Annotated in this window: 21 protein-coding genes and 1 pseudogene; 6 read left to right on the top strand and 16 right to left on the bottom strand. The window is 68.7% G+C overall.

The annotated features are described in order from the left end of the window. Positions 1-428: 428 nt before the first annotated feature. The 6 genes and pseudogenes from ND747_RS16935 to ND747_RS16915 form a co-directional block, all read right to left on the bottom strand. Complete coding sequence (locus ND747_RS16935) at positions 429-1,196, bottom strand: alpha/beta fold hydrolase (protein ID WP_251734569.1); 768 nt, start codon at positions 1,194-1,196, stop codon at positions 429-431. Then, the gene (locus ND747_RS16930; protein WP_251734568.1) at positions 1,193-2,239 is read right to left on the bottom strand and encodes a DMT family transporter; all 1,047 of its coding nucleotides are present in this window, start codon (positions 2,237-2,239) and stop codon (positions 1,193-1,195) included. The genes ND747_RS16935 and ND747_RS16930 overlap by 4 nt, the downstream gene beginning before the upstream one ends. After that, positions 2,232-2,840 carry a hypothetical protein gene (locus tag ND747_RS16925; RefSeq protein WP_251734567.1) on the bottom strand — a complete coding sequence of 203 codons (609 nt, stop codon included), beginning with the start codon at positions 2,838-2,840 and terminating at the stop codon, positions 2,232-2,234. Before ND747_RS16925 ends, ND747_RS16930 begins: the two co-directional genes overlap by 8 nt. Before the next feature lie 117 nt (positions 2,841-2,957). Beyond that, positions 2,958-3,233 carry a hypothetical protein gene (locus ND747_RS16920; protein WP_251734566.1) on the bottom strand — a complete coding sequence of 92 codons (276 nt, stop codon included), beginning with the start codon at positions 3,231-3,233 and terminating at the stop codon, positions 2,958-2,960. 11 nt (positions 3,234-3,244) lie between these two features. Next, a pseudogene (locus tag ND747_RS30150) lies at positions 3,245-3,514 on the bottom strand (hypothetical protein); the annotation flags it as partial. A 411-nt stretch (positions 3,515-3,925) separates the two neighbouring features. Next, positions 3,926-4,603 carry a TetR/AcrR family transcriptional regulator gene (locus ND747_RS16915; protein WP_251734565.1) on the bottom strand — a complete coding sequence of 226 codons (678 nt, stop codon included), beginning with the start codon at positions 4,601-4,603 and terminating at the stop codon, positions 3,926-3,928. A gap of 84 nt (positions 4,604-4,687) precedes the next feature. Here ND747_RS16915 and ND747_RS16910 point away from each other — a divergent pair, with 84 nt between their 5' ends. The 3 genes from ND747_RS16910 (at position 4,688) to ND747_RS16900 (ending at position 6,225) form a co-directional block, all read left to right on the top strand. Next, positions 4,688-5,404, top strand: a complete 717-nt coding sequence (locus ND747_RS16910; protein WP_251734564.1) for a DUF998 domain-containing protein — start codon at positions 4,688-4,690, stop codon at positions 5,402-5,404. Beyond that, on the top strand, positions 5,401-5,865 hold the full coding sequence (locus tag ND747_RS16905) for a YdeI/OmpD-associated family protein (protein ID WP_251734563.1): 465 nt from the start codon (positions 5,401-5,403) through the stop codon (positions 5,863-5,865). Before ND747_RS16910 ends, ND747_RS16905 begins: the two co-directional genes overlap by 4 nt. 180 nt (positions 5,866-6,045) lie before the next feature. Then, positions 6,046-6,225 (top strand): hypothetical protein, encoded by a 180-nt coding sequence (locus ND747_RS16900; RefSeq protein WP_251734562.1) that lies wholly within the window; start codon positions 6,046-6,048, stop codon positions 6,223-6,225. A gap of 158 nt (positions 6,226-6,383) precedes the next feature. Here the strand turns inward: ND747_RS16900 and ND747_RS16895 are convergent, their stop codons facing one another. The 4 genes from ND747_RS16895 to ND747_RS16880 all read right to left on the bottom strand — a co-directional run bounded on the left by ND747_RS16895 (position 6,384) and on the right by ND747_RS16880 (position 9,878). Further along, complete coding sequence (locus ND747_RS16895; RefSeq protein WP_251734561.1) at positions 6,384-6,746, bottom strand: hypothetical protein; 363 nt, start codon at positions 6,744-6,746, stop codon at positions 6,384-6,386. 58 nt (positions 6,747-6,804) lie between these two features. Next, a complete protein-coding gene (locus ND747_RS16890) occupies positions 6,805-8,481 on the bottom strand; it encodes a hypothetical protein (protein ID WP_251734560.1) in 1,677 nt (558 codons plus the stop codon). A 131-nt stretch (positions 8,482-8,612) separates the two neighbouring features. After that, positions 8,613-9,113: a hypothetical protein gene (locus tag ND747_RS16885; RefSeq protein WP_251734559.1), complete on the bottom strand. Its 501-nt coding sequence runs from the start codon at positions 9,111-9,113 to the stop codon at positions 8,613-8,615. 531 nt (positions 9,114-9,644) lie between these two features. After that, the gene (locus ND747_RS16880; RefSeq protein ID WP_251734558.1) at positions 9,645-9,878 is read right to left on the bottom strand and encodes a hypothetical protein; all 234 of its coding nucleotides are present in this window, start codon (positions 9,876-9,878) and stop codon (positions 9,645-9,647) included. 505 nt (positions 9,879-10,383) lie between these two features. On the opposite strand from ND747_RS16880, the gene ND747_RS16875 reads away from it, so the two are divergent. Next, positions 10,384-10,524 carry a hypothetical protein gene (locus ND747_RS16875; RefSeq protein ID WP_251734557.1) on the top strand — a complete coding sequence of 47 codons (141 nt, stop codon included), beginning with the start codon at positions 10,384-10,386 and terminating at the stop codon, positions 10,522-10,524. 28 nt (positions 10,525-10,552) lie between these two features. Here ND747_RS16875 and ND747_RS16870 read toward each other — a convergent pair whose 3' ends face one another. After that, the gene (locus ND747_RS16870; protein WP_251734556.1) at positions 10,553-11,533 is read right to left on the bottom strand and encodes a zinc-dependent alcohol dehydrogenase family protein; all 981 of its coding nucleotides are present in this window, start codon (positions 11,531-11,533) and stop codon (positions 10,553-10,555) included. Between the two features lie 233 nt (positions 11,534-11,766). Between ND747_RS16870 and ND747_RS16865 the strand changes: the two genes are divergently transcribed. Then, the gene (locus ND747_RS16865; RefSeq protein ID WP_251734555.1) at positions 11,767-12,357 is read left to right on the top strand and encodes a TetR/AcrR family transcriptional regulator; all 591 of its coding nucleotides are present in this window, start codon (positions 11,767-11,769) and stop codon (positions 12,355-12,357) included. A gap of 181 nt (positions 12,358-12,538) precedes the next feature. Here ND747_RS16865 and ND747_RS16860 read toward each other — a convergent pair whose 3' ends face one another. From ND747_RS16860 to ND747_RS16840, 5 genes are all read right to left on the bottom strand, one after another. Then, on the bottom strand, positions 12,539-12,667 hold the full coding sequence (locus tag ND747_RS16860; RefSeq protein WP_308204642.1) for a DUF86 domain-containing protein: 129 nt from the start codon (positions 12,665-12,667) through the stop codon (positions 12,539-12,541). Between the two features lie 202 nt (positions 12,668-12,869). Next, the gene (locus ND747_RS16855) at positions 12,870-13,181 is read right to left on the bottom strand and encodes a nucleotidyltransferase family protein (RefSeq protein ID WP_251734554.1); all 312 of its coding nucleotides are present in this window, start codon (positions 13,179-13,181) and stop codon (positions 12,870-12,872) included. Positions 13,182-13,355: 174 nt separating this feature from the next. Further along, positions 13,356-13,658: a hypothetical protein gene (locus ND747_RS16850; RefSeq protein ID WP_251734553.1), complete on the bottom strand. Its 303-nt coding sequence runs from the start codon at positions 13,656-13,658 to the stop codon at positions 13,356-13,358. Between the two features lie 337 nt (positions 13,659-13,995). Next, positions 13,996-14,826 (bottom strand): class I SAM-dependent methyltransferase, encoded by an 831-nt coding sequence (locus tag ND747_RS16845; protein ID WP_251734552.1) that lies wholly within the window; start codon positions 14,824-14,826, stop codon positions 13,996-13,998. A gap of 81 nt (positions 14,827-14,907) precedes the next feature. Beyond that, the gene (locus ND747_RS16840; protein WP_251734551.1) at positions 14,908-15,384 is read right to left on the bottom strand and encodes an alpha/beta hydrolase; all 477 of its coding nucleotides are present in this window, start codon (positions 15,382-15,384) and stop codon (positions 14,908-14,910) included. A gap of 87 nt (positions 15,385-15,471) precedes the next feature. Between ND747_RS16840 and ND747_RS16835 the strand changes: the two genes are divergently transcribed. Further along, positions 15,472-16,086 (top strand): TetR/AcrR family transcriptional regulator, encoded by a 615-nt coding sequence (locus tag ND747_RS16835; protein ID WP_251734586.1) that lies wholly within the window; start codon positions 15,472-15,474, stop codon positions 16,084-16,086. Positions 16,087-16,108 lie beyond the last annotated feature (22 nt).

Genomic DNA, 16,108 nt, shown 5'->3' with positions numbered 1-16,108 from the left:
CCTGCCGAGACGACGCCTGCCGAGACGAGGACCGGCGTCCGCCCCTGTCCGAATCGACACTTTCGCCGCGATGCCCCGATCGTGAACGAAGCCGACCAGCCGACGCGTGAAGGCCGCCCGCCCCTGGTCGCCCGGGTCGCGGCTGCCGAGCGCCCCGCGTACCGCCCAGGTGGTGTCGTTCGGACCCCTCGACACGGTCCGCAGCGTGGAGACGAAACCATCGCAACCTGGCTGGAACGGAACGTTTGGCCAGCCGGGGCCGCTGGCTTCGCGGGGACCGAGGCGCACGGTGCCTCGGTCCGGTCGTCGAGTTCGACTCCCAGGCGGGTGAGGAAGCTGGTGATGCCTTCGAGCTGGTGGTCGTCGTCATGGGCGGCGAGATCGGCCATCACCGCAGAGACCGGGACGAACGGGACGGCGATGTCGCTTTACACCAGCCTCCTGGTTGATTGCATGTCGTCGTCGCATCCAGCCGGCCGGGCTCGGCACTCGTCGTTCGCGAGTCGCGCGGCGATCAGGATGGACACCTTCTCCGCGTGATCGACAAGGTAGAAGTGGTCACCGGGTAGGGTGACGATCTCCGTATCCGCCGTGGATGCCAGCCGCCAGGCGTCGAGCTTACAGTGGCACAGTGGATCCTCCAGCCCGCAGAACACCACCAGCCGGCTCGCGGTCCTGGTATGGCGCAGGGTACGGACGAAGGAATCGCAGACGGCGAAATCCTTTCGCAGCAGGGCCGCCGTGCGCTGACGAAGCTGTGGATGTGCGAGAACCTCCGGCACCAGTCCGCCGAAGCGGTCCGCACTCGCCAGGATCTCGTCGTCGCTGGCGACCAGGGGATCTCCGGTGAACAACGGGCGGGCATGGTCGGGGGGGACGTTCGCGGATGCGAACAACGTCGAGCACCGCACCGGCCCGTGTTCCAGTCTCGCCGCCAGTGCCAGCCCGAGGTAGGCGCCCATGCTGTGGCCGAAGATTGCGATCTCCCCGCTGGTCCCAAGCCGGGTGAGCTGGTCCGCGAGATCATTCACCGCGTCCGTGGCGGTATGGAGGGGGCGCTCCCGCCAGCGGCGGCCTCGCCCGGGTAGCTCCAGGAGAACAGGCTCGACCCAGGTCGGAAGCACCCGGATGAGCTCGGAGAAGATCTGGGCCGACCCGCCAGCATGGTGCAACAGCACAAGGGGGAGCCGGTTCACCCGGCCGACCCCCTGGCGGCCGGCGGCCGGCGAGCCTCCACCCATCTGCCCAGGTAGGCGGACGCCAGAACGAGGCCGCCCCCGATCAGCTGGACGGGGCCAAGATGCTCGTCCAGCAGCATGACGGCGAAGACCGCGGCGAAGAACGGCTCGGTCGACAGCACGAGGCCGACCCGGGTCGGGCTCGACACCCGCGCCGCGTGCAGCTGGGTGAGGAAGGCGAAGGCGGTACATGCCACCGCGAGGTACACGACGACCAGCCAGGCATCGCCTGGCAGACTGATCACCTCGTGCCAGGAACGGACAGGCCGTCCGAGGGACAGCACCAGCCCACCCAGCGCGACCACCCACAGTTCGACAGCGGTAACCCGTAGGAGAGAGACCTCGCGCCCCTTCGCCCGCGAGCCGAACAGCACGATCTGCGTGGCCCGGATCACCGCGGCCGCGAGAATGATCAGGTCACCGCTGCGCACCGAGAACCCGTGGTCCAGCGTGAGCAGGGCGCATCCCATCAGGGACAGGACCGTCACGGGGTAGACACCAGCCGAGATTCGGACCCGCAGGGCGAAACGCTCGATCAGCGGGACGAGCATCACCGACAGGGAGATGAGGAAGCCGGCATTGGACGCCAGGGTGTAGCGGACTCCGGCCGTCTCCAGAAAGAGAATGCCGAACAGCAGACATCCGAACAGCACGCCCAGCGAGACCTCCTCGCGGGTGAGGCCTCGCCACACCTTGAAGGACAGTGCGGTGATGGTGAGAGCGCCGATGGCGAAGCGCAGGAACAGGAAACTCGGGACGGAGATGAATTGCCCGGACCACTGCATCGCCACGTAGGTGGAGCCCCACACGACGGCGACGCCCAACACGCCGAGATCGGTGAGCAGGCGCTTCGCGGGCGGCTTGCTGCTGATCAGGGGCTCGGTCCCAGCCCGGGACATGCCGCCAGAGAGAGGGGGAGCCGGCTGCTGGCTGGTGGGGGCGACCGGAACGACAGCTCCCGCCGTCGTTGCCGGTGTCGCCACCTCGATCCGCTCAGGCATGCTCGACGGTGTACCCCACTTTCAGCACACCTCCCTTCACCTTCAGCGATCGCAGCGAGAATCCCGCGAGCTGCCCCAGTGATTCGACGTGGGTTCCACCGCAGGGATCCTCGTGCATGCCGTCGATCCCGATGATCCGCAGGCCGTCCTGTTCGCGCGCGAAGACCTTCCGGTCGTCCTCGATCGCCTTGCGGCTGCGTTCCTCGACGTCGGCGGCCAGCCGAGCGAGGTCCGGCTTCTGCTCACCGGCGTCGAACTCGATGCGGGCCTGCCCGGGGAAGTGGTTGCTCACCCGGTGACGAAAACCGAGAGCACGCACGAACCCATCCACGACATGGCCGCAGGTGTGCAGCGCGGCGTGCCTGCGCCGAGCGTTCGCGTCGACCGTACTGCTCACCGTGTCTCCGACGGTGAAAGTCCGTTCGCAGGAGAGGCGAACGACGTGCTCCGTTGCCTGCGGGTCCCGGAACGGACGTACGGCCACCTCGTCGACCGTTCCCGTATCGCCCGGCTGCCCGCCGCCCTGCGGGTGAAAGATGTTGTCCTGGAGCGTGAGCCAGTCGCCGTGCTCGCTGGTCCCGGCATCGATCACCTGTGTCATGACGGTGAAAGCGTACGTGTTCTCAAAGTAGATGTGGTTTTGCTGCAACGAGGACTCCGGATACATCGGTGGTCGACCTGCGGGAGGGGCGACTCGACGAACGTCTGCCCGAGTCCATCATACGAGCACTCGGCGGCGACGAGAACGGAAGGGGCAACCAGTCCGGCTCTCCCGGGCGATGCGGTTGCCACCGTAGGTATCCTCACCTGCGACGACGACGGCACCGTAATGATCTAGCGGTATCCCGCCACCGTACTCCGCCACCGTCTCCGTATCCGGATACACCTGCACCTGGGTCGGGACATAGCGGGCGGCGAAGCCCATACGGTAGTCGTTCTTGCTTCCGTGTGCGGCAGGGAAGCGTGCATGAGGGTTGACCAGAATATCAGGCACTCGCCGCGCTCCATCACCAGCGGAAAAGCCTTGGACTCGTCGGGCTGCCAGTTCGGGTCCTTCTGGAGCTGGCGGTAGTCGTAGCCGAAAAACCTCGCCGTACCCCGTTCTTCTCGCGGTTGTTGACGGCAGTGGGGTCGTACTCCATATGTTCGTGACGCCTTCGATGGCGTTCTCCGGGTAGATCGCGCGCGAACGGTTCGGTAACTGGCGTTGGATCGTCCTCCACCGTTGCTCCATGTCGCTTGGATCAAAGATCCTGATCGGCCCGATGAAGCCATCGCGCTCAAACCTCGCGAGCTCCTCGGCGCCGAGCCTCAAGTCGGTCTGACTGCCGATTGGCATAGCAGGTCGTCCATGGCGGCGGCTGCGTCGAGGACGGTGTTGTGCGCGATCACGACCGGCCAGGCGCTGGCGCCGCGCTCGGCGGCTTCGGCGCTGTGGTGGTGAGCCACTCGCCGGGTCTGGACCGGTCGAATGTGGGCTGGACCTTCGGCCTGCTCGCAGCTTTCTGGGCGGCCGGTCGGCTGGTCCGTGGCCGGCGCGAGATCATGATCACCTGGGTGGCCGCAGCCGAGGAACGGACCGGTCAGCTCCTGGATGTCGGCGGTTTCGGCCTGCGGCGGGGCTGCCTGGACCCGACGTTGGCGGGACGCCCGCCGAGACAGTCAGCGCGGCCCGCAGGTACGGGATCATCGGACCTGATAGGCGGCGACGAACACACGCGCCGCCTCGCGGGACAGATAGTCGCGCTCCGCCTCGCCGGGCTGGTCGGCGGGGCTGAACATCGCCTTGTCCTGGGTAATCGAGAGGGTCAGGTAGGCGAAGTGCGCCGCCGCGAGGCGCAGGTCGTCGGCGGCGATGAGGCCTCCGTCGACGTAGGTCCGCAGCGCGGTTGCGATGATATCGATGCCCCGGGACGGCGCCCGGTCATAGTAGGCGCGGGCCAGGTCGGGGAACCGCTCGGTCTCGGCGATGACGAGCCGGCGCAGCGACAGCACCTGTCCGCGGAGCACGGCGTCCAGGTAGTGCCTGGCGACGGACGTCAGCCGGACGACCAGGTCATCAAGAGTGCGGACCTCGGCACCTGCGAACGCCGCGGTCAGTTCGGCCACGACCTGGTCGGAGTTCCCGGTCACACCCTCCACGATCGCGCGGAACAGCTCCTCCTTGTCCGCGAAGTGCTTGTAGACCGTCTGCTTCGACACCCCGGCGCGGGTGGCGACCTCGTCCATGCTCGTGCCCTGGTAGCCGTTGCGCAGGAACAGTGTCGTCGCGGCACCGATGATGTCCTGCCGTTTGCGGGCAGAACGCCCCGACGGCCCCTGACCGACCGTCTCGGCCTCGCTTGCTCGTACTGCGGATGCCATCTCCACCTCCCACCTCGTTCTTACTGGACCGTTCAGTACCCGCATTGGTACTGTACCGTCTAGTTCCGTTTCGGGAGGAAGTCCGTGAGTACCGCGATGACTCTGTCCGGCCACGACCGCAGCCACGACTGCGCCGACGACCGAGCCGGCAATGTGACTCGGAGCCTGCTGGGTTGGCTCACGCTGGCCGGCCCCACCTACCTGATCGTCTCGGTGGTGCAGGGCTTGTCCCGGCCAGGCTTCGACTTCGCCCGGCACGACCGGAGCCTGCTCGCCGTGGGGCACCTCGGATGGATCCAGATGGTCAACCTGATCCTTGTGGGCGCCATGATGATCGTCGGCGGCTTCGGCGTCCGTGGGGCGTTGGGAGACGGCCACCGGGCCGGGCGGTGGACTCCCCGGCTGCTGGCCTGCTACGGCGCCGGGCTGGTCCTCGCGGGAATCTTCAAGGCGGACCCCGCGAACGGGTTCCCTGTCGGCACACCCCCTGGCCGTGCCCGCCACGTGAGCTGGCACGGCACGCTGCATGTGGCGTTCGCGGCTGCGGGTTTCGCGTGCCTGGTCGCGGCGTGTTTCATGATCGCTGGCATGCACGCCAGGCGTGGCGAGCCTGTCAGAGCGTGGCTGGACCGCGGCGTCGGCGTGCTGTTCCTTTTCGCGTTCGCGATGGTCGCGACCGGCTCGGCCGCGAGCTGGATCGTCCTCCTCTTCGCCGCCGCCGTCATCGTCAGCTTCGGCTGGATCAGCGCTCTCGCCGTCGAGATGTACCGCCGCACCCGCACGGAAGGACTGCCCCGATGAGCGCCTCGATCCGGTTCGACGCCTCCCTCGAGCTGGACGGCAAGAGCGCCACCGGCATCACGGTTCCCCCTGAGGTGCTCGTCGCTCTCGGCGGCGCGAGGCGGCCCGCGGTCAGTGTCACACTCAACAACGTCACCTATCGGACAACGATCGGCTCCATGAAGGGCGTCGCCAAGATCCCGGTCAGCGCGGCCGTGCGCGCCGCCGCTCATCTCGAGGCCGGGGATGCCGTCACTGTCGAGCTGGCCGTCGACACCAGTCCTCCCGCCGTCGAGGTACCTGCGGAGCTCGCCGAGGCGCTGGCCGGGACCCCAGCCGCTCGGGACTTCTTCGCCGGCCTCTCGCCGAGCCGGCAGAAGGCCTACGTCACCCGGATCCTGGAGGCCAAGCAGCCTGAGACCCGTGCGCGTCGCGTCGCCGGAGCGGTCGAACGGCTGGCGAGGGGGCAGGCCTCCTGGTAGCCGGCGCACAGCACAGACATCCTGCCCGCCGGCCACTGCCGCTCAGGTTCCTGTCCAGCGCCCCCTTGTTGATGTCAGTTCTGTGATCAAGCGTAATATCCTTGTCTGGAAGCAACTGTCGGTCGGTCGTACGCCCCGTACGTCCACGGCGGCTCAGACACCACAGGCGCGGTCCGAAGCGTGGAAACGATCGCCGCGGGCCTGAATCGGCACTGGCTCGAGGCGGCCCGCGAGATCGGACTCGTCGGCGAGCAGGTCCCGTCCCCGCAGGTAACGATCGTGAGCAGGATCGACAGGTCGCGTTCCGCGGCCGGCACCAGGCGGGGCAGCGGCCGTCGGACGGTGCTGCGGGGGTCGTGACGGCGCCGGGGGTTCTCGGGATCACCGGTGAGGCCGGCGGGCTCATCAGGCTCGCCAAACTCGAAAAGTGCCCGTTCGACAGCCTTGCAGAACTGGCGGAAACCTGGCGTCGCGACCCCGGCGAGCCCGCCGTCGTAGGCGAACCTCGGTCGCGACATCTAGCCGTCGAACCTGGCGAGATTGGTCACCGCCTGGAGTAGCCAGCCGTGGAAGTCCTCGAAGCGTCCGCGGAGGGCGGGACCGGGCATGGGGCTGCCGCAGCGGCGGTGGCGGACGAGGACGACCTCTCCCGAGGACGCCTCCCAGCAGGCAAGGTCGTCGGTGTCCCGCCGGACCGCGAAGGGCACGAGATCCGCCTGGGGGAAACGGCTGCGCAGGCTGTTGTTCGCCTGTAAAAGGGCCTCGCCGTCCATGAGCAGCCAGGGTTCGAGATTCGTCAGGCCGAGATCGACGACACGCAGGTATTCCGCCGGGTAGCAGAAACCTGACGGCAGCTCGGTGCTGGGGATCAGTCTGGTCATGGCCATGTCCCGTCGGTCTTGTCGAGTACGGGGGATCGTGCCTGGCAGGGGAGCTGGTTCAGGGTCGTCGGCGGTGTGGTGGGCCGGTGGCCGGAGCCGGCGGGGTGGTGCCCGCGGCTGTGGTGGCGAGGGCCGTCGCGGTCGGGGCCGTCGCGGTTGGGGCGGTCGACGTGGGGGCCGCCGACGTGGGGGCCGCCGACGGCGGGGTCATCGGGGTCGCGGGTGCCCTGGTGGCACCCTGGCCCCCGAGCACGATGCCGACGGCGACGTGACCGTCGGTCTGGACGGTGATCGGGTTGGGCTGGCCGGTGAGGGCCTGGCAGTTGAGGTTGGCGTAGGAGGCGGCCAGGCGTGTACCGAGGAAGGTGTAAAGATTCGTCGCGGTCGCGGCGTCCGGAGTGGCGAAGGCCTGGAAGGCGGCCTGGTCACGCTGGAGACGTTGCTGTCCGACGGTGATCATGTTCTTGCAGTAGCTGACCGCGGCCGCGGTCAGGCTTCCGGTCAGGGGCGGCATATTGGAGCCGTTGCGGTAGATGTTGGTCTTGGTGCGGCTCATCGCATCGTCGATGAGGGTCATCGGGTTGTTCGGCGGCACCAGGGCGACCGGGGCCGCCTGCTGGGTGGCCTGCAGTTCGTCGAGTGCCAGCGACGTCGTCGGCGTCGCGCCGTTGGCCAGGTCGGGGGCCGTGAACGGGGTGCAGCCGAGGGCCTTGTCGACGAAGTTGACCAGCAGCCCGTTGTCGCTGGCGTTGGTGAGCACCCGTGCGCCTGGCAGGGCGGCGGCGTTGGCCTCGGTGGCCTGTGCGGTTCGACCGTCCGGGGCGAGCAGGTAGGTGGCCGTGACGTTGTCACTCTGGTCCTGGTCGACGATGCCGAAGTCGCGCGTCGTCGGGCAGGGCCGGCCGTCGGCGGCCATGCCGATCGGGGCGACGGTGAGCCGCCGGGTGTCGATGGCGCGCTTCGCGGCCTGGAAGAACGCCGGCGCGTTGCAGAACGCGAACTGACCGAACACCGAGTTCTGGGTGCCGTTGACGCACCTGCCCTGGGCGAGACTGCCGCCGGCGTCGCGTAGCCGCAGGTGACGGCCGTTGCGCCGGACAACCACCTGACCGCCGGTCTTCTGCAGCGTCAGGTTGTTGCCATTGAATCCGAACCAGACGCCGACGACGGCGCCTCGGGGCAGGGCCGGTGTCACGGTCGGCGCCGCCGGTGTTGTGCCCTGGTCGACGACCAAGGGGTTGTACACCGAGACCTTGCCGGTAGCCGGGTCGAGGATGGTGGCCTGGACGAAGGCGGCCTGCGCCGGATCGGCCTGATGGCAGGTTCCTCCTGCGGCGGCGGTGAGCTGGTAGGGCGTGGCGAGACCCTGTGCGGTCAGCGGGTTCGCCGGGACGAGCAGGGTGCAGTCGCCCGGGTCGGAGGCCGGTTGCGCGGTCGCGGTCCCGGCGGCAGGGCCGGTTGCGGGATCGGCGTTACCCGGGTCGGCGGCGGGTGGTGAGGCGGCGGCGACCTGCGCCTCGGCGGCAGCCAGCCGGACCGCAACGGCGGTGGGGCCGACTCTGCCGGTGCTCGACAGCGTGATGCCGAAGGCCCCGCCGATGATGCTGGCCGCGGCGATCGCGGCGATCGGCAGGCGGGCCGCAGAGCGGCGGGGGCTGCTTGTGCCCCCGGGCCGCCGACGGCGCGAGCCGCGGTGACCGTTGGGAGACCGGGGCGATGTTCGAGGGTCGGGCACGAGAAAGGTCCCTTTCGGGGTCGACTCGGAGATTGACCTGCCGGCTGCGGGCAGGCGACGACGGCCGCGCGCAGATGAGCCTGTGCGGCAGTGGCCTGTGCGGCGGCGAGGGAGACGTGGGCAGGACGGGGCTAGAACTTCTGCCCTGCGGCGAAGGTGGCGGTGGGTAGCTGGGACAGCCGCGAGGGTGTCGTCGGTGTGATCGCCGCGGGCGACCTGACGGCCTGCGGGGGGACCGTGGCCGGCGGCGTCGTGGCGAGCGTCGCCGTCGGCGGCCTGGTCGGTGGCGTGGTCGGCGGCGCCGTGGCAGCCGGCGGCGCGGCCGTCGCGGGAGCTGCGCGGGGTGCCGCTGTCGGTTGGGTGGTCGGCGTGGCCACCGCGTTGTTCACCGTGAGCCGGACGGTTTCGAATGCCGGAGCCCGGGCCGCGGAGAACACGATGATGGAGATCGTGTACTGCCCGCTGGGCAGGGGTCGGGTGTCGAGCTGCAGCACGAATGGCGCGCGCCGAACTGTCCGCACGGTCTGCTGTGGACCGTCGATGGCGAAGACCGCCCAGGTCGTGGTTCTCGTCAGCGCCGCCGGCTGCAGATTCACCGTGCCGTGCACCGTGTTCAAGGAGCGCCGGCTCACGCCGGCAACATTGTCACCGGGATGCGGCATGGCCTGCGGAGATGCGTGTGAGACGATCTCTGCCGGTCGCGGCGTGGAATCGGCCTGTGCCGCCTGCACGGCGAACGCGCCGATCACTGCCGCCGAAATCAGGGTGGAACCGAGAATAACTAACCGTATTTGTGACTTCCGACCGAGCACAGGGACTCCCGAAGGTGGTCCCCCCCCATTTACAAGGTATCGGATTTCAATCATGCCAGACGAGTCGTCAAACGTCTTCCGTGAACCTATGACGGTCGTGCATGGGATCAGCTGGAGGATGCGTGGCCGAGTTTCCGGGGACGATCGACACGCAACGCACAATGCATCGGTTCAACCATTCGGCGTAATTTTTTGGTGAGTTCCCGAGGGCGGGCCGCACCCGGGTTTGATCGGCTTACGCTGACCCCCAGCGGCGTGCCGATGCCGATGCCGACGGCGGCGAACGGCAGCGCGCTGGTGACGGACATTGCCCACCGCGAGCCGAGTCTGTCAAGGTCAGGCCCGAGCTCCTCACGGACCAGGGTGTCGAGCGCCGCCGTTGCGCGGTTCGCCGACGGCCGTCGCACTCGCCTCCACCAGCAGCCCGACACTCGCGGCCAGTGGACTCGCCCGGTCCGACGCCCCGGAGCCGACGAATCCAAGCACCGGCATGGTGTTCGACCTGAGCCCGTCGTCGAGGTCGAACGCTGCCGCCCGCAGTGCCCCGAACAGGTCGCCGCGATGCCGGCTGTCCCGCGCCGACACCGCCGCGGGACAGCCGGCGCAACGGCATCTCGGACGACGCCGAGCGCGCCCGGGTGTCGGTGTTCACTGGTCCCGCGGCGATCGGTATTGGTCCCGGGTGAGGCGGGCCCTGGCCGGTGGCCGTCCGGTGGCTCGTCCCGGTGGTGGAGACCCACGTTGTCGTACCTGGCCGCGAGTGGTGCTGCCGGCGACTCGGACCGCTCCAACTGCGCGGACCACGCCTGAAGCGGGATGGGTCTGATCTGCCCGCCCGGCCCGACCAGGTCGGGCCGGGCGGTCGTCTGCCAGTTCCAGTCGTCACCGACTGTCATGAGGCTTAACCGTCCTCTGATCGGGTTCCGGATGCTCCGGAGCCTGTATCACCCCCACAGAAAAAGGATTTTAAAGACATTTTGGGCAATGGCGATAGCCCAAGCGGCGATCATTGTGTCTGCATAGTGGAACGTTTGCCCTGCGGTGCTTTTGTGCTGCCGGGGTCGGCGCCAGCCGGTGACACACGCAGGGCTTGGCCCGGCTCGACGGTTACCGCGACCGGTTGGGCCTCGACACCGGCGCACTCGTCCTGTTCGACCGCCGACTCGCCGCGCCGCACATCCACGAATGCACCGGCCTCACCACGGCGGTCGGCCCTGCGGGTGGTATCTGAACCGTCCTGCGAGAGCGGGGATCCGCGGTCAGACGGTGACGACGATCTTGCCGAACTGGTCTGCCTTCTCGAGGTACCGGTGCGCCTCGACGATGTCGTCGAGGGCGAACACGGTGTCGATCGTGGGGCGCAGCGCGCCGCTGCGCAGGCCGGCGTCCAGGAACGCGGCGATCCGGCGCACGACCACGGGATCGAGGGTGTGCTCGAAGCTCATGTAGCGGTGGATCGTCAGCGGTGCGTTCATCGGCATCGACGCCGGCCGCGGGTCCAGCCAGCCGATGGTGGTCACCGTGGCGCCGAACCGGGCGGCGGTGGCCAGCTTCGCGAGGCCAGGCCCCATCACGGAGTCGAGGATGATGTCGGCGCCAGCCCCGTTCGTGTGGTCACGGGTGGCGGTGGCGACGTCGTCCTGGTCGGTGGCGAAGGCGGCCGCCGCACCCGCGGCCAGCAGGGCTTCCTTCTTCGCGCTGTGCCGGGTGACGGCGAGCGGGACGGCGCCGATCTGGCGGGCGATCTGGATGGCGGCCAGACCGACCGAGCTTGAGGCGGCAGTGATCAGGATCTGGTCGCCGGGCCGCATCCCGGACTTCTCGACGAGTGCGCCGTATGCGGTCGAGTACGCGACCCACAGCGCCGCGGCGCTGGTGGCGTCCAGATCGGCCGGGCGGGGCAGGACCGTGCTGGCCGGGACGACGGTGTACTCGGCACAGGTGCCGTTGAGATCCATCTGCGGCACCGCGGTGACGAGCACCGGGTCACCAGGGGCGAGTCCCTCGACGCCGGTGCCGATCGCGTCGACGACCCCGGCTCCCTCGCAGCCCAGGCGGGCGTGCGGCAGCCGGAACGGCCTGGGGTAGGCGCCCGCGCGCATCATCTCGTCGAGGCGGTTGAGGCCGATGGCCTCGATCCTGATCCGGACCTCACCGGCGGCGGGCTCGAGGGCTGGCTCGTCGACGATGTGCAGCACCTCCGGGGCGCCGGTCTCGTCGAAGACAACGACCTTGGACATGGTGGAACTCCTTCGGAGCGGGCGGGAGGAGACGCCGCGGCCGGGCGGCCCGAGGAACCTTCCGCTGGCATCATGAAACGGGACGGCGTCCCGTTTGACGATATGGGACACCGTCCCGCTTGGCAACGCCGGCTGGCGGCAGCGGCTGCCCGCGGGGCTACGTCATCCTGTGGGGTGACGCCGTCCGATGCGGCGACGCGGTTGCAGGCGATACGTCCGCAGGAGGGAGTCAGATGAGCGCTGGCGAAGGAGTTGTCGAACCCGCGCCACGCCCGAAACGGGCCGACGCCCTGCGCAACCAGCAGGCCCTGCTGGAGGCGGCCGCCGCGGTGTTCGTGACCGCCGGGGTGGAGGCGCCGATCCGCGCGATCGCGGCCAGGGCCGGCGTCGGGACGGCCACGATCTACCGCCACTTCCCGACCCGGGCAGATCTGATCATTGCCGTCTACCGACACCAGGTCGAGGGCCTCGCCCAGGCCGGCCCGGCGCTGCTGGCGACCAGCACGACGCCCTACGCCGCGCTGGCACAGTGGATCGATCTGTTCGTCGATTTCCTGGTCACCAAGCACGGGCTCGCCGCCGTGCTGCGCTCCGACGACTCCTGCTTCGACGCCCTGCACGACTATTTCCTGGGACGGCTCGTGCCCGTCTGCGCGGAACTGCTCGCCGCCGCGGCCGAAGCCGGGGAGATCCGCTCCGATCTGGAGCCGCTGGAGGTCATGCGCGGTGTCGGAAACCTCTGCGCCGGCGCGACCAGCAGCCACGGCTACGACGCCCGTCGCCTCGTCGAGTTCTTCGTCGCGGGGCTACGCCTGCCGAGGTGAGCCGGCCGACACCGATGACCTGTCCGGCGCGATCAAGCACTTCTGCGAGCAGCGGTCGGTACGAACCGGGATGCTCGCCCATGCGCAGAAAGTGATTGTCCGAGTCGCGGGGTGATCGTCGAGGCTCGCGGTTCGGTGGTGGCCGTTCTGCCTGGCGGTAGCCCGACCTCGGCGCAGGCGGTCAGCCCTCCGACAGCATTCTTCGGACCGCTTGTTCGAGCTCCGGGAGTTTTTCCTGGAGCACTTGCCAGACGAGGGCATCGTCGACGGTGGCGTAGCCGTGGATGAGGATATTCCGGAAGGCGACTATTCGAGGGAGATCGGGGATCGTGGCAGCGAGGTCCGGGGCAACCTTGGAGAGCTGGTTGAGCGCCTCGCCGATGATCTAAAACTGGCGCTCGACTGCGGCACGGAGCATTGCATTCGCCTGATAGTCGGCGAAGGTCTGGCCGTGGGCGAAGCTTCGGACGAGTTCGGCCGCGTTCGCGGCGTCCCAGAGGTACTTGCGCGGGTCAGGCGGCATACAGGAGCTGCCTGGTGTTCATCACCTGGTCGCGGAAGTAGGAGTTGTGAATTGCAGTGACGCTGACGACGTCAACGGCGCGGCCCAGCAGGCGTTCGAGTCCTTCTTTGAGGGCGAAGTATGTGCCGTAGTAGTCGAATCCGGCATGGTCTGTGTCGAACTCGACGAGGACGTCGACGTCGCTGCTGCCGGGGTCGAAGGCGTCGCTGGTCGCGGAGCCGAAGAGGTCGAGACGGCGGATGCCGAGCCGACGGCAGAGTCCTTGGATCTCTGCCTGCCTGGCCTCGATCAACGGATGCATGCCCACCTCCTCCGGGGAGATTGTGCCCCACCTGGCGGCCGGTGCGCTGACCGGGATGCCCGAGACCCGAGAGAGGCGTCGGAGACGCCGAGGAGGGCGATGTGCTGCCCGTCGAGGCAGCCAGCTGCCAGGCGAACAGCCCGGCGACCTGGCGTGCGGTGGCCACGAGATCTGTCAGGAAAGGACCCGTTGGACGGCTTCGAGACTGGTTCCACCGTCAGCGTTGAACGCGATCTTGGCCGCCAGGGTGCGGGTATGAGCGAGGTTGACCACGGCCTCGAAGAACTCCAGTAGAGGCTCGGGCTTACGGATGCCGCCGCCGATGACCACGGCATCCCACGTCTGGCTGACGACTGCTTGCTTGATCTGGTCCAGCGCTGATTCGTCGAGCGGGACGAGGAGTTGCTCGACCAGATAGCCCGCCGCCCGGACTCGTTCGAGACCGTACGCGAGACCGCGATCAACTGTCTTCGACATCGATGTCCGGCAGCGCAGGTGGGTCAAGACCGACAATCAAGACGCGAGCGGTAGCCATATCGGCAGCTGATCCACTTCAGCCTGCCTCGCCCATGGCGAGTCGCCGGACGCCTACGTTAGCGAGGGTGCTGCGACCAGATCTACTACCCCGTGCTCGAGGCGACGATAGGCCGGCCCTACGCGCTGTACGTCCACGGCAACAGCGACACGATCGGTGCCGTCCGCGGGGTTGCAACCCTCACGACCGGGCTGGCGTGGAAGCGGCTGCGTGAGCCGCTGTCGATGCCGTGCAGGGCAGCCCGTACGCCGCCCGGACTCGCTGGGCAGGGTACCGGGCCTACCGTTCGGGCGGGGCAGCGAAACTCACCAGGGCGATCGACGGGCGCAGGTCACGCGGGCCGGGCAGGACCGCGATCTTCCGGAGTGTTCTCGACCGCCATGCCCTGCGGCCGAGCGGCGGCTGGAGGTCTTCGGCGGTGGCCACGCCGGGGATCTGCGCGGGTAGGCGGGCGGCCCCGGAGACCGACAGACTGAACGGCATGGGCGGCGTGGTGTAGCGGGTCGACAAGCGGTAGCCCTTCATCGTCCGTTTGCTGAGCGAAGCAGGTATCGAGTCGAAGAACAGCTGCCCGCCGGGGAACCGCGCGGCGCACTCGGCAATCAGGGTCATCACCTGGCCGCGTTCGAGGTACATGAACAGTCCCTCGGCGGAGATGAACACCCCCAGCGCCGGATCGGGGGTGTCCATCCAGGAGTGGTCCAGTGCCGAGGCCGGGATTTCGGTCATACGTGGCTCCCGGGGGAGCAGACGGCGGCGCAGGTCGATCACGGGTGGCAGGTCCACGGACAGCCAGGTGATGCCAGGCCGTCCCAGGCGCCAGTAGGTGGTCTGCAGACCCTCGCCGAGGGCGACCACCGTGGCGGCGGGGTGCTGGTCCAGATAGGTGCGGATGGCGATGTCCAGGGCGAGCGCGCGCAGCGGATGGCTCTGGCTGGGCTTGCCGAATCGCTCGTAGTCGTAATCGATCCCGCGGTAGAGGCGCTCCGCCAGCGGATCGTGGAACGCCGAGCCCGGGTGCATCGACTCCTCGGCGCGGTTGCGCAGCGTCCACAGGCACGTAGCCGCAACACCGTCCAGGGCCGCACCGTCGATCTTGTCATCGGTCATGTCCACTCCAGGTGGATGGGTCGCGATCCCTGCCCGTCGACGGCCTCATGGTCGGTGCCGCGCGAGACGGGCTGGACGGCGTCAACGACAGGACGGCACAGATCCGGGATCGACGCGTCGTGGCTCCAGCGGTGCAACGTCAGCCAACGAGGTGTGCTCGGACCAGCCGTCGGCGACGGCCGCCGATAGCGGAGTCCGCTGGTCGAGGAGTCGGTGCTCGACCGAGACGACGACCGCGGGAACCTGGGCGGCGAGGTGGCTGTTGACCCGGTCGCTCTGCACCGCCGTACCCACGAACCCGCCGCCGTGCACGTGGAGCACGAACGGCAGCTCGACGCCTCCGCCGACGCGCGTTGCCGGACGGTACACCCGGACGGACAGTCCGCGACCGGGCAGCGCCACCTCCTGCCAGTCAATCGCGGCGCCGGGATCCGGATCTCCGCTGATCGCCCGTACCGCGCTGGACGCCCGAAAGCGGTTCTCCGCGTCGCGGTAGGCGACCAGCTCCTCGGCCGTCATCTCCAACCAGTCCGGCTCCGACGGGCGCCCCGTAGTCATGCTCTCGCTCATGGTCTTTCCCGGGAAAGGTAGTTCCGCGACCCTCGGTATCGAAACCCGCGGTAGCGAAACCAGTATCATGTGTCCATGGCATCGGCCGTCTCCGCCCGACCCCCCGGCCGTCCGCGCACAGGCGTTCACGCCGCGGTGTTCGCCGCCACGCTGAGCGCGGTCCACGAGTTCGGCTACGCGCGCGCCACCGTCGAACGCATCGCTGCGGTGGCTGGTGTCGCCAAGACGACGATCTATCGGCGCTGGCCGTCCAAAGGCGAGCTGATCGTGGACTGCCTCCTGAACGCCTTCGGCCCGCCGCCGCCGCTGGCGGGCGCCAGCCGAGCCGAGATCATGTCCTCGGCCATCCACTGGATCGCGGCGAAGATCGGCGAACCCGGGGTGGGCGACGCGTTCGCTGGCGTGTTCAGTGACGCCGTCAGCGACCCGGCCCTGCGCGAGATCCTGTCCGCGCGGCTGCAGGAGCCGTATCGACTGGCACTCCAGGATGCGCTCGGTGAGCCGGAGGCTCGGGTCCTGCTCTTCACCGACGTCGTGGTCGGAACCCTGCTCCACCGGATGGGCATGACCGGCGAGCCAATGGCCGACGCCGACGTCACCGCACTGGTCGAGATGATTCTGCCCGCACTTCAGCGAGGCTCCCCGCCCTCCTTGAACCTCGGTTCGGAACGCGCGTCGGAGCCCGGGTAGCTCGATGATCGAAAAATTGGAC

The organism is Frankia sp. R82 (genome assembly GCF_023716925.1).
GTDB lineage: Bacteria > Actinomycetota > Actinomycetes > Frankiales > Frankiaceae > Frankia.
The sequence above is the reverse complement of the archived record's forward strand: the minus strand, read 5'-3'. Positions and strand labels throughout refer to the sequence as shown.

What these genes read in the sequence shown, in the direction of transcription:
- ND747_RS16930 (WP_251734568.1), bottom strand. Translation starts at nt 2,239, where the DNA reads ATGCCTGAGCGGATCGAGGTGGCGACACCGGCAACGACGGCGGGAGCT.
- ND747_RS16925 (WP_251734567.1), bottom strand. Translation starts at nt 2,840, where the DNA reads ATGACACAGGTGATCGATGCCGGGACCAGCGAGCACGGCGACTGGCTC.
- ND747_RS16915 (WP_251734565.1), bottom strand. Translation starts at nt 4,603, where the DNA reads ATGGCATCCGCAGTACGAGCAAGCGAGGCCGAGACGGTCGGTCAGGGG.
- ND747_RS16905 (WP_251734563.1), top strand. Translation starts at nt 5,401, where the DNA reads ATGAGCGCCTCGATCCGGTTCGACGCCTCCCTCGAGCTGGACGGCAAG.
- ND747_RS16895 (WP_251734561.1), bottom strand. Translation starts at nt 6,746, where the DNA reads ATGACCAGACTGATCCCCAGCACCGAGCTGCCGTCAGGTTTCTGCTAC.
- ND747_RS16870 (WP_251734556.1), bottom strand. Translation starts at nt 11,533, where the DNA reads ATGTCCAAGGTCGTTGTCTTCGACGAGACCGGCGCCCCGGAGGTGCTG.
- ND747_RS16865 (WP_251734555.1), top strand. Translation starts at nt 11,767, where the DNA reads ATGAGCGCTGGCGAAGGAGTTGTCGAACCCGCGCCACGCCCGAAACGG.
- ND747_RS16855 (WP_251734554.1), bottom strand. Translation starts at nt 13,181, where the DNA reads ATGCATCCGTTGATCGAGGCCAGGCAGGCAGAGATCCAAGGACTCTGC.
- ND747_RS16850 (WP_251734553.1), bottom strand. Translation starts at nt 13,658, where the DNA reads ATGTCGAAGACAGTTGATCGCGGTCTCGCGTACGGTCTCGAACGAGTC.
- ND747_RS16845 (WP_251734552.1), bottom strand. Translation starts at nt 14,826, where the DNA reads ATGACCGATGACAAGATCGACGGTGCGGCCCTGGACGGTGTTGCGGCT.
- ND747_RS16840 (WP_251734551.1), bottom strand. Translation starts at nt 15,384, where the DNA reads ATGACTACGGGGCGCCCGTCGGAGCCGGACTGGTTGGAGATGACGGCC.
- ND747_RS16835 (WP_251734586.1), top strand. Translation starts at nt 15,472, where the DNA reads ATGGCATCGGCCGTCTCCGCCCGACCCCCCGGCCGTCCGCGCACAGGC.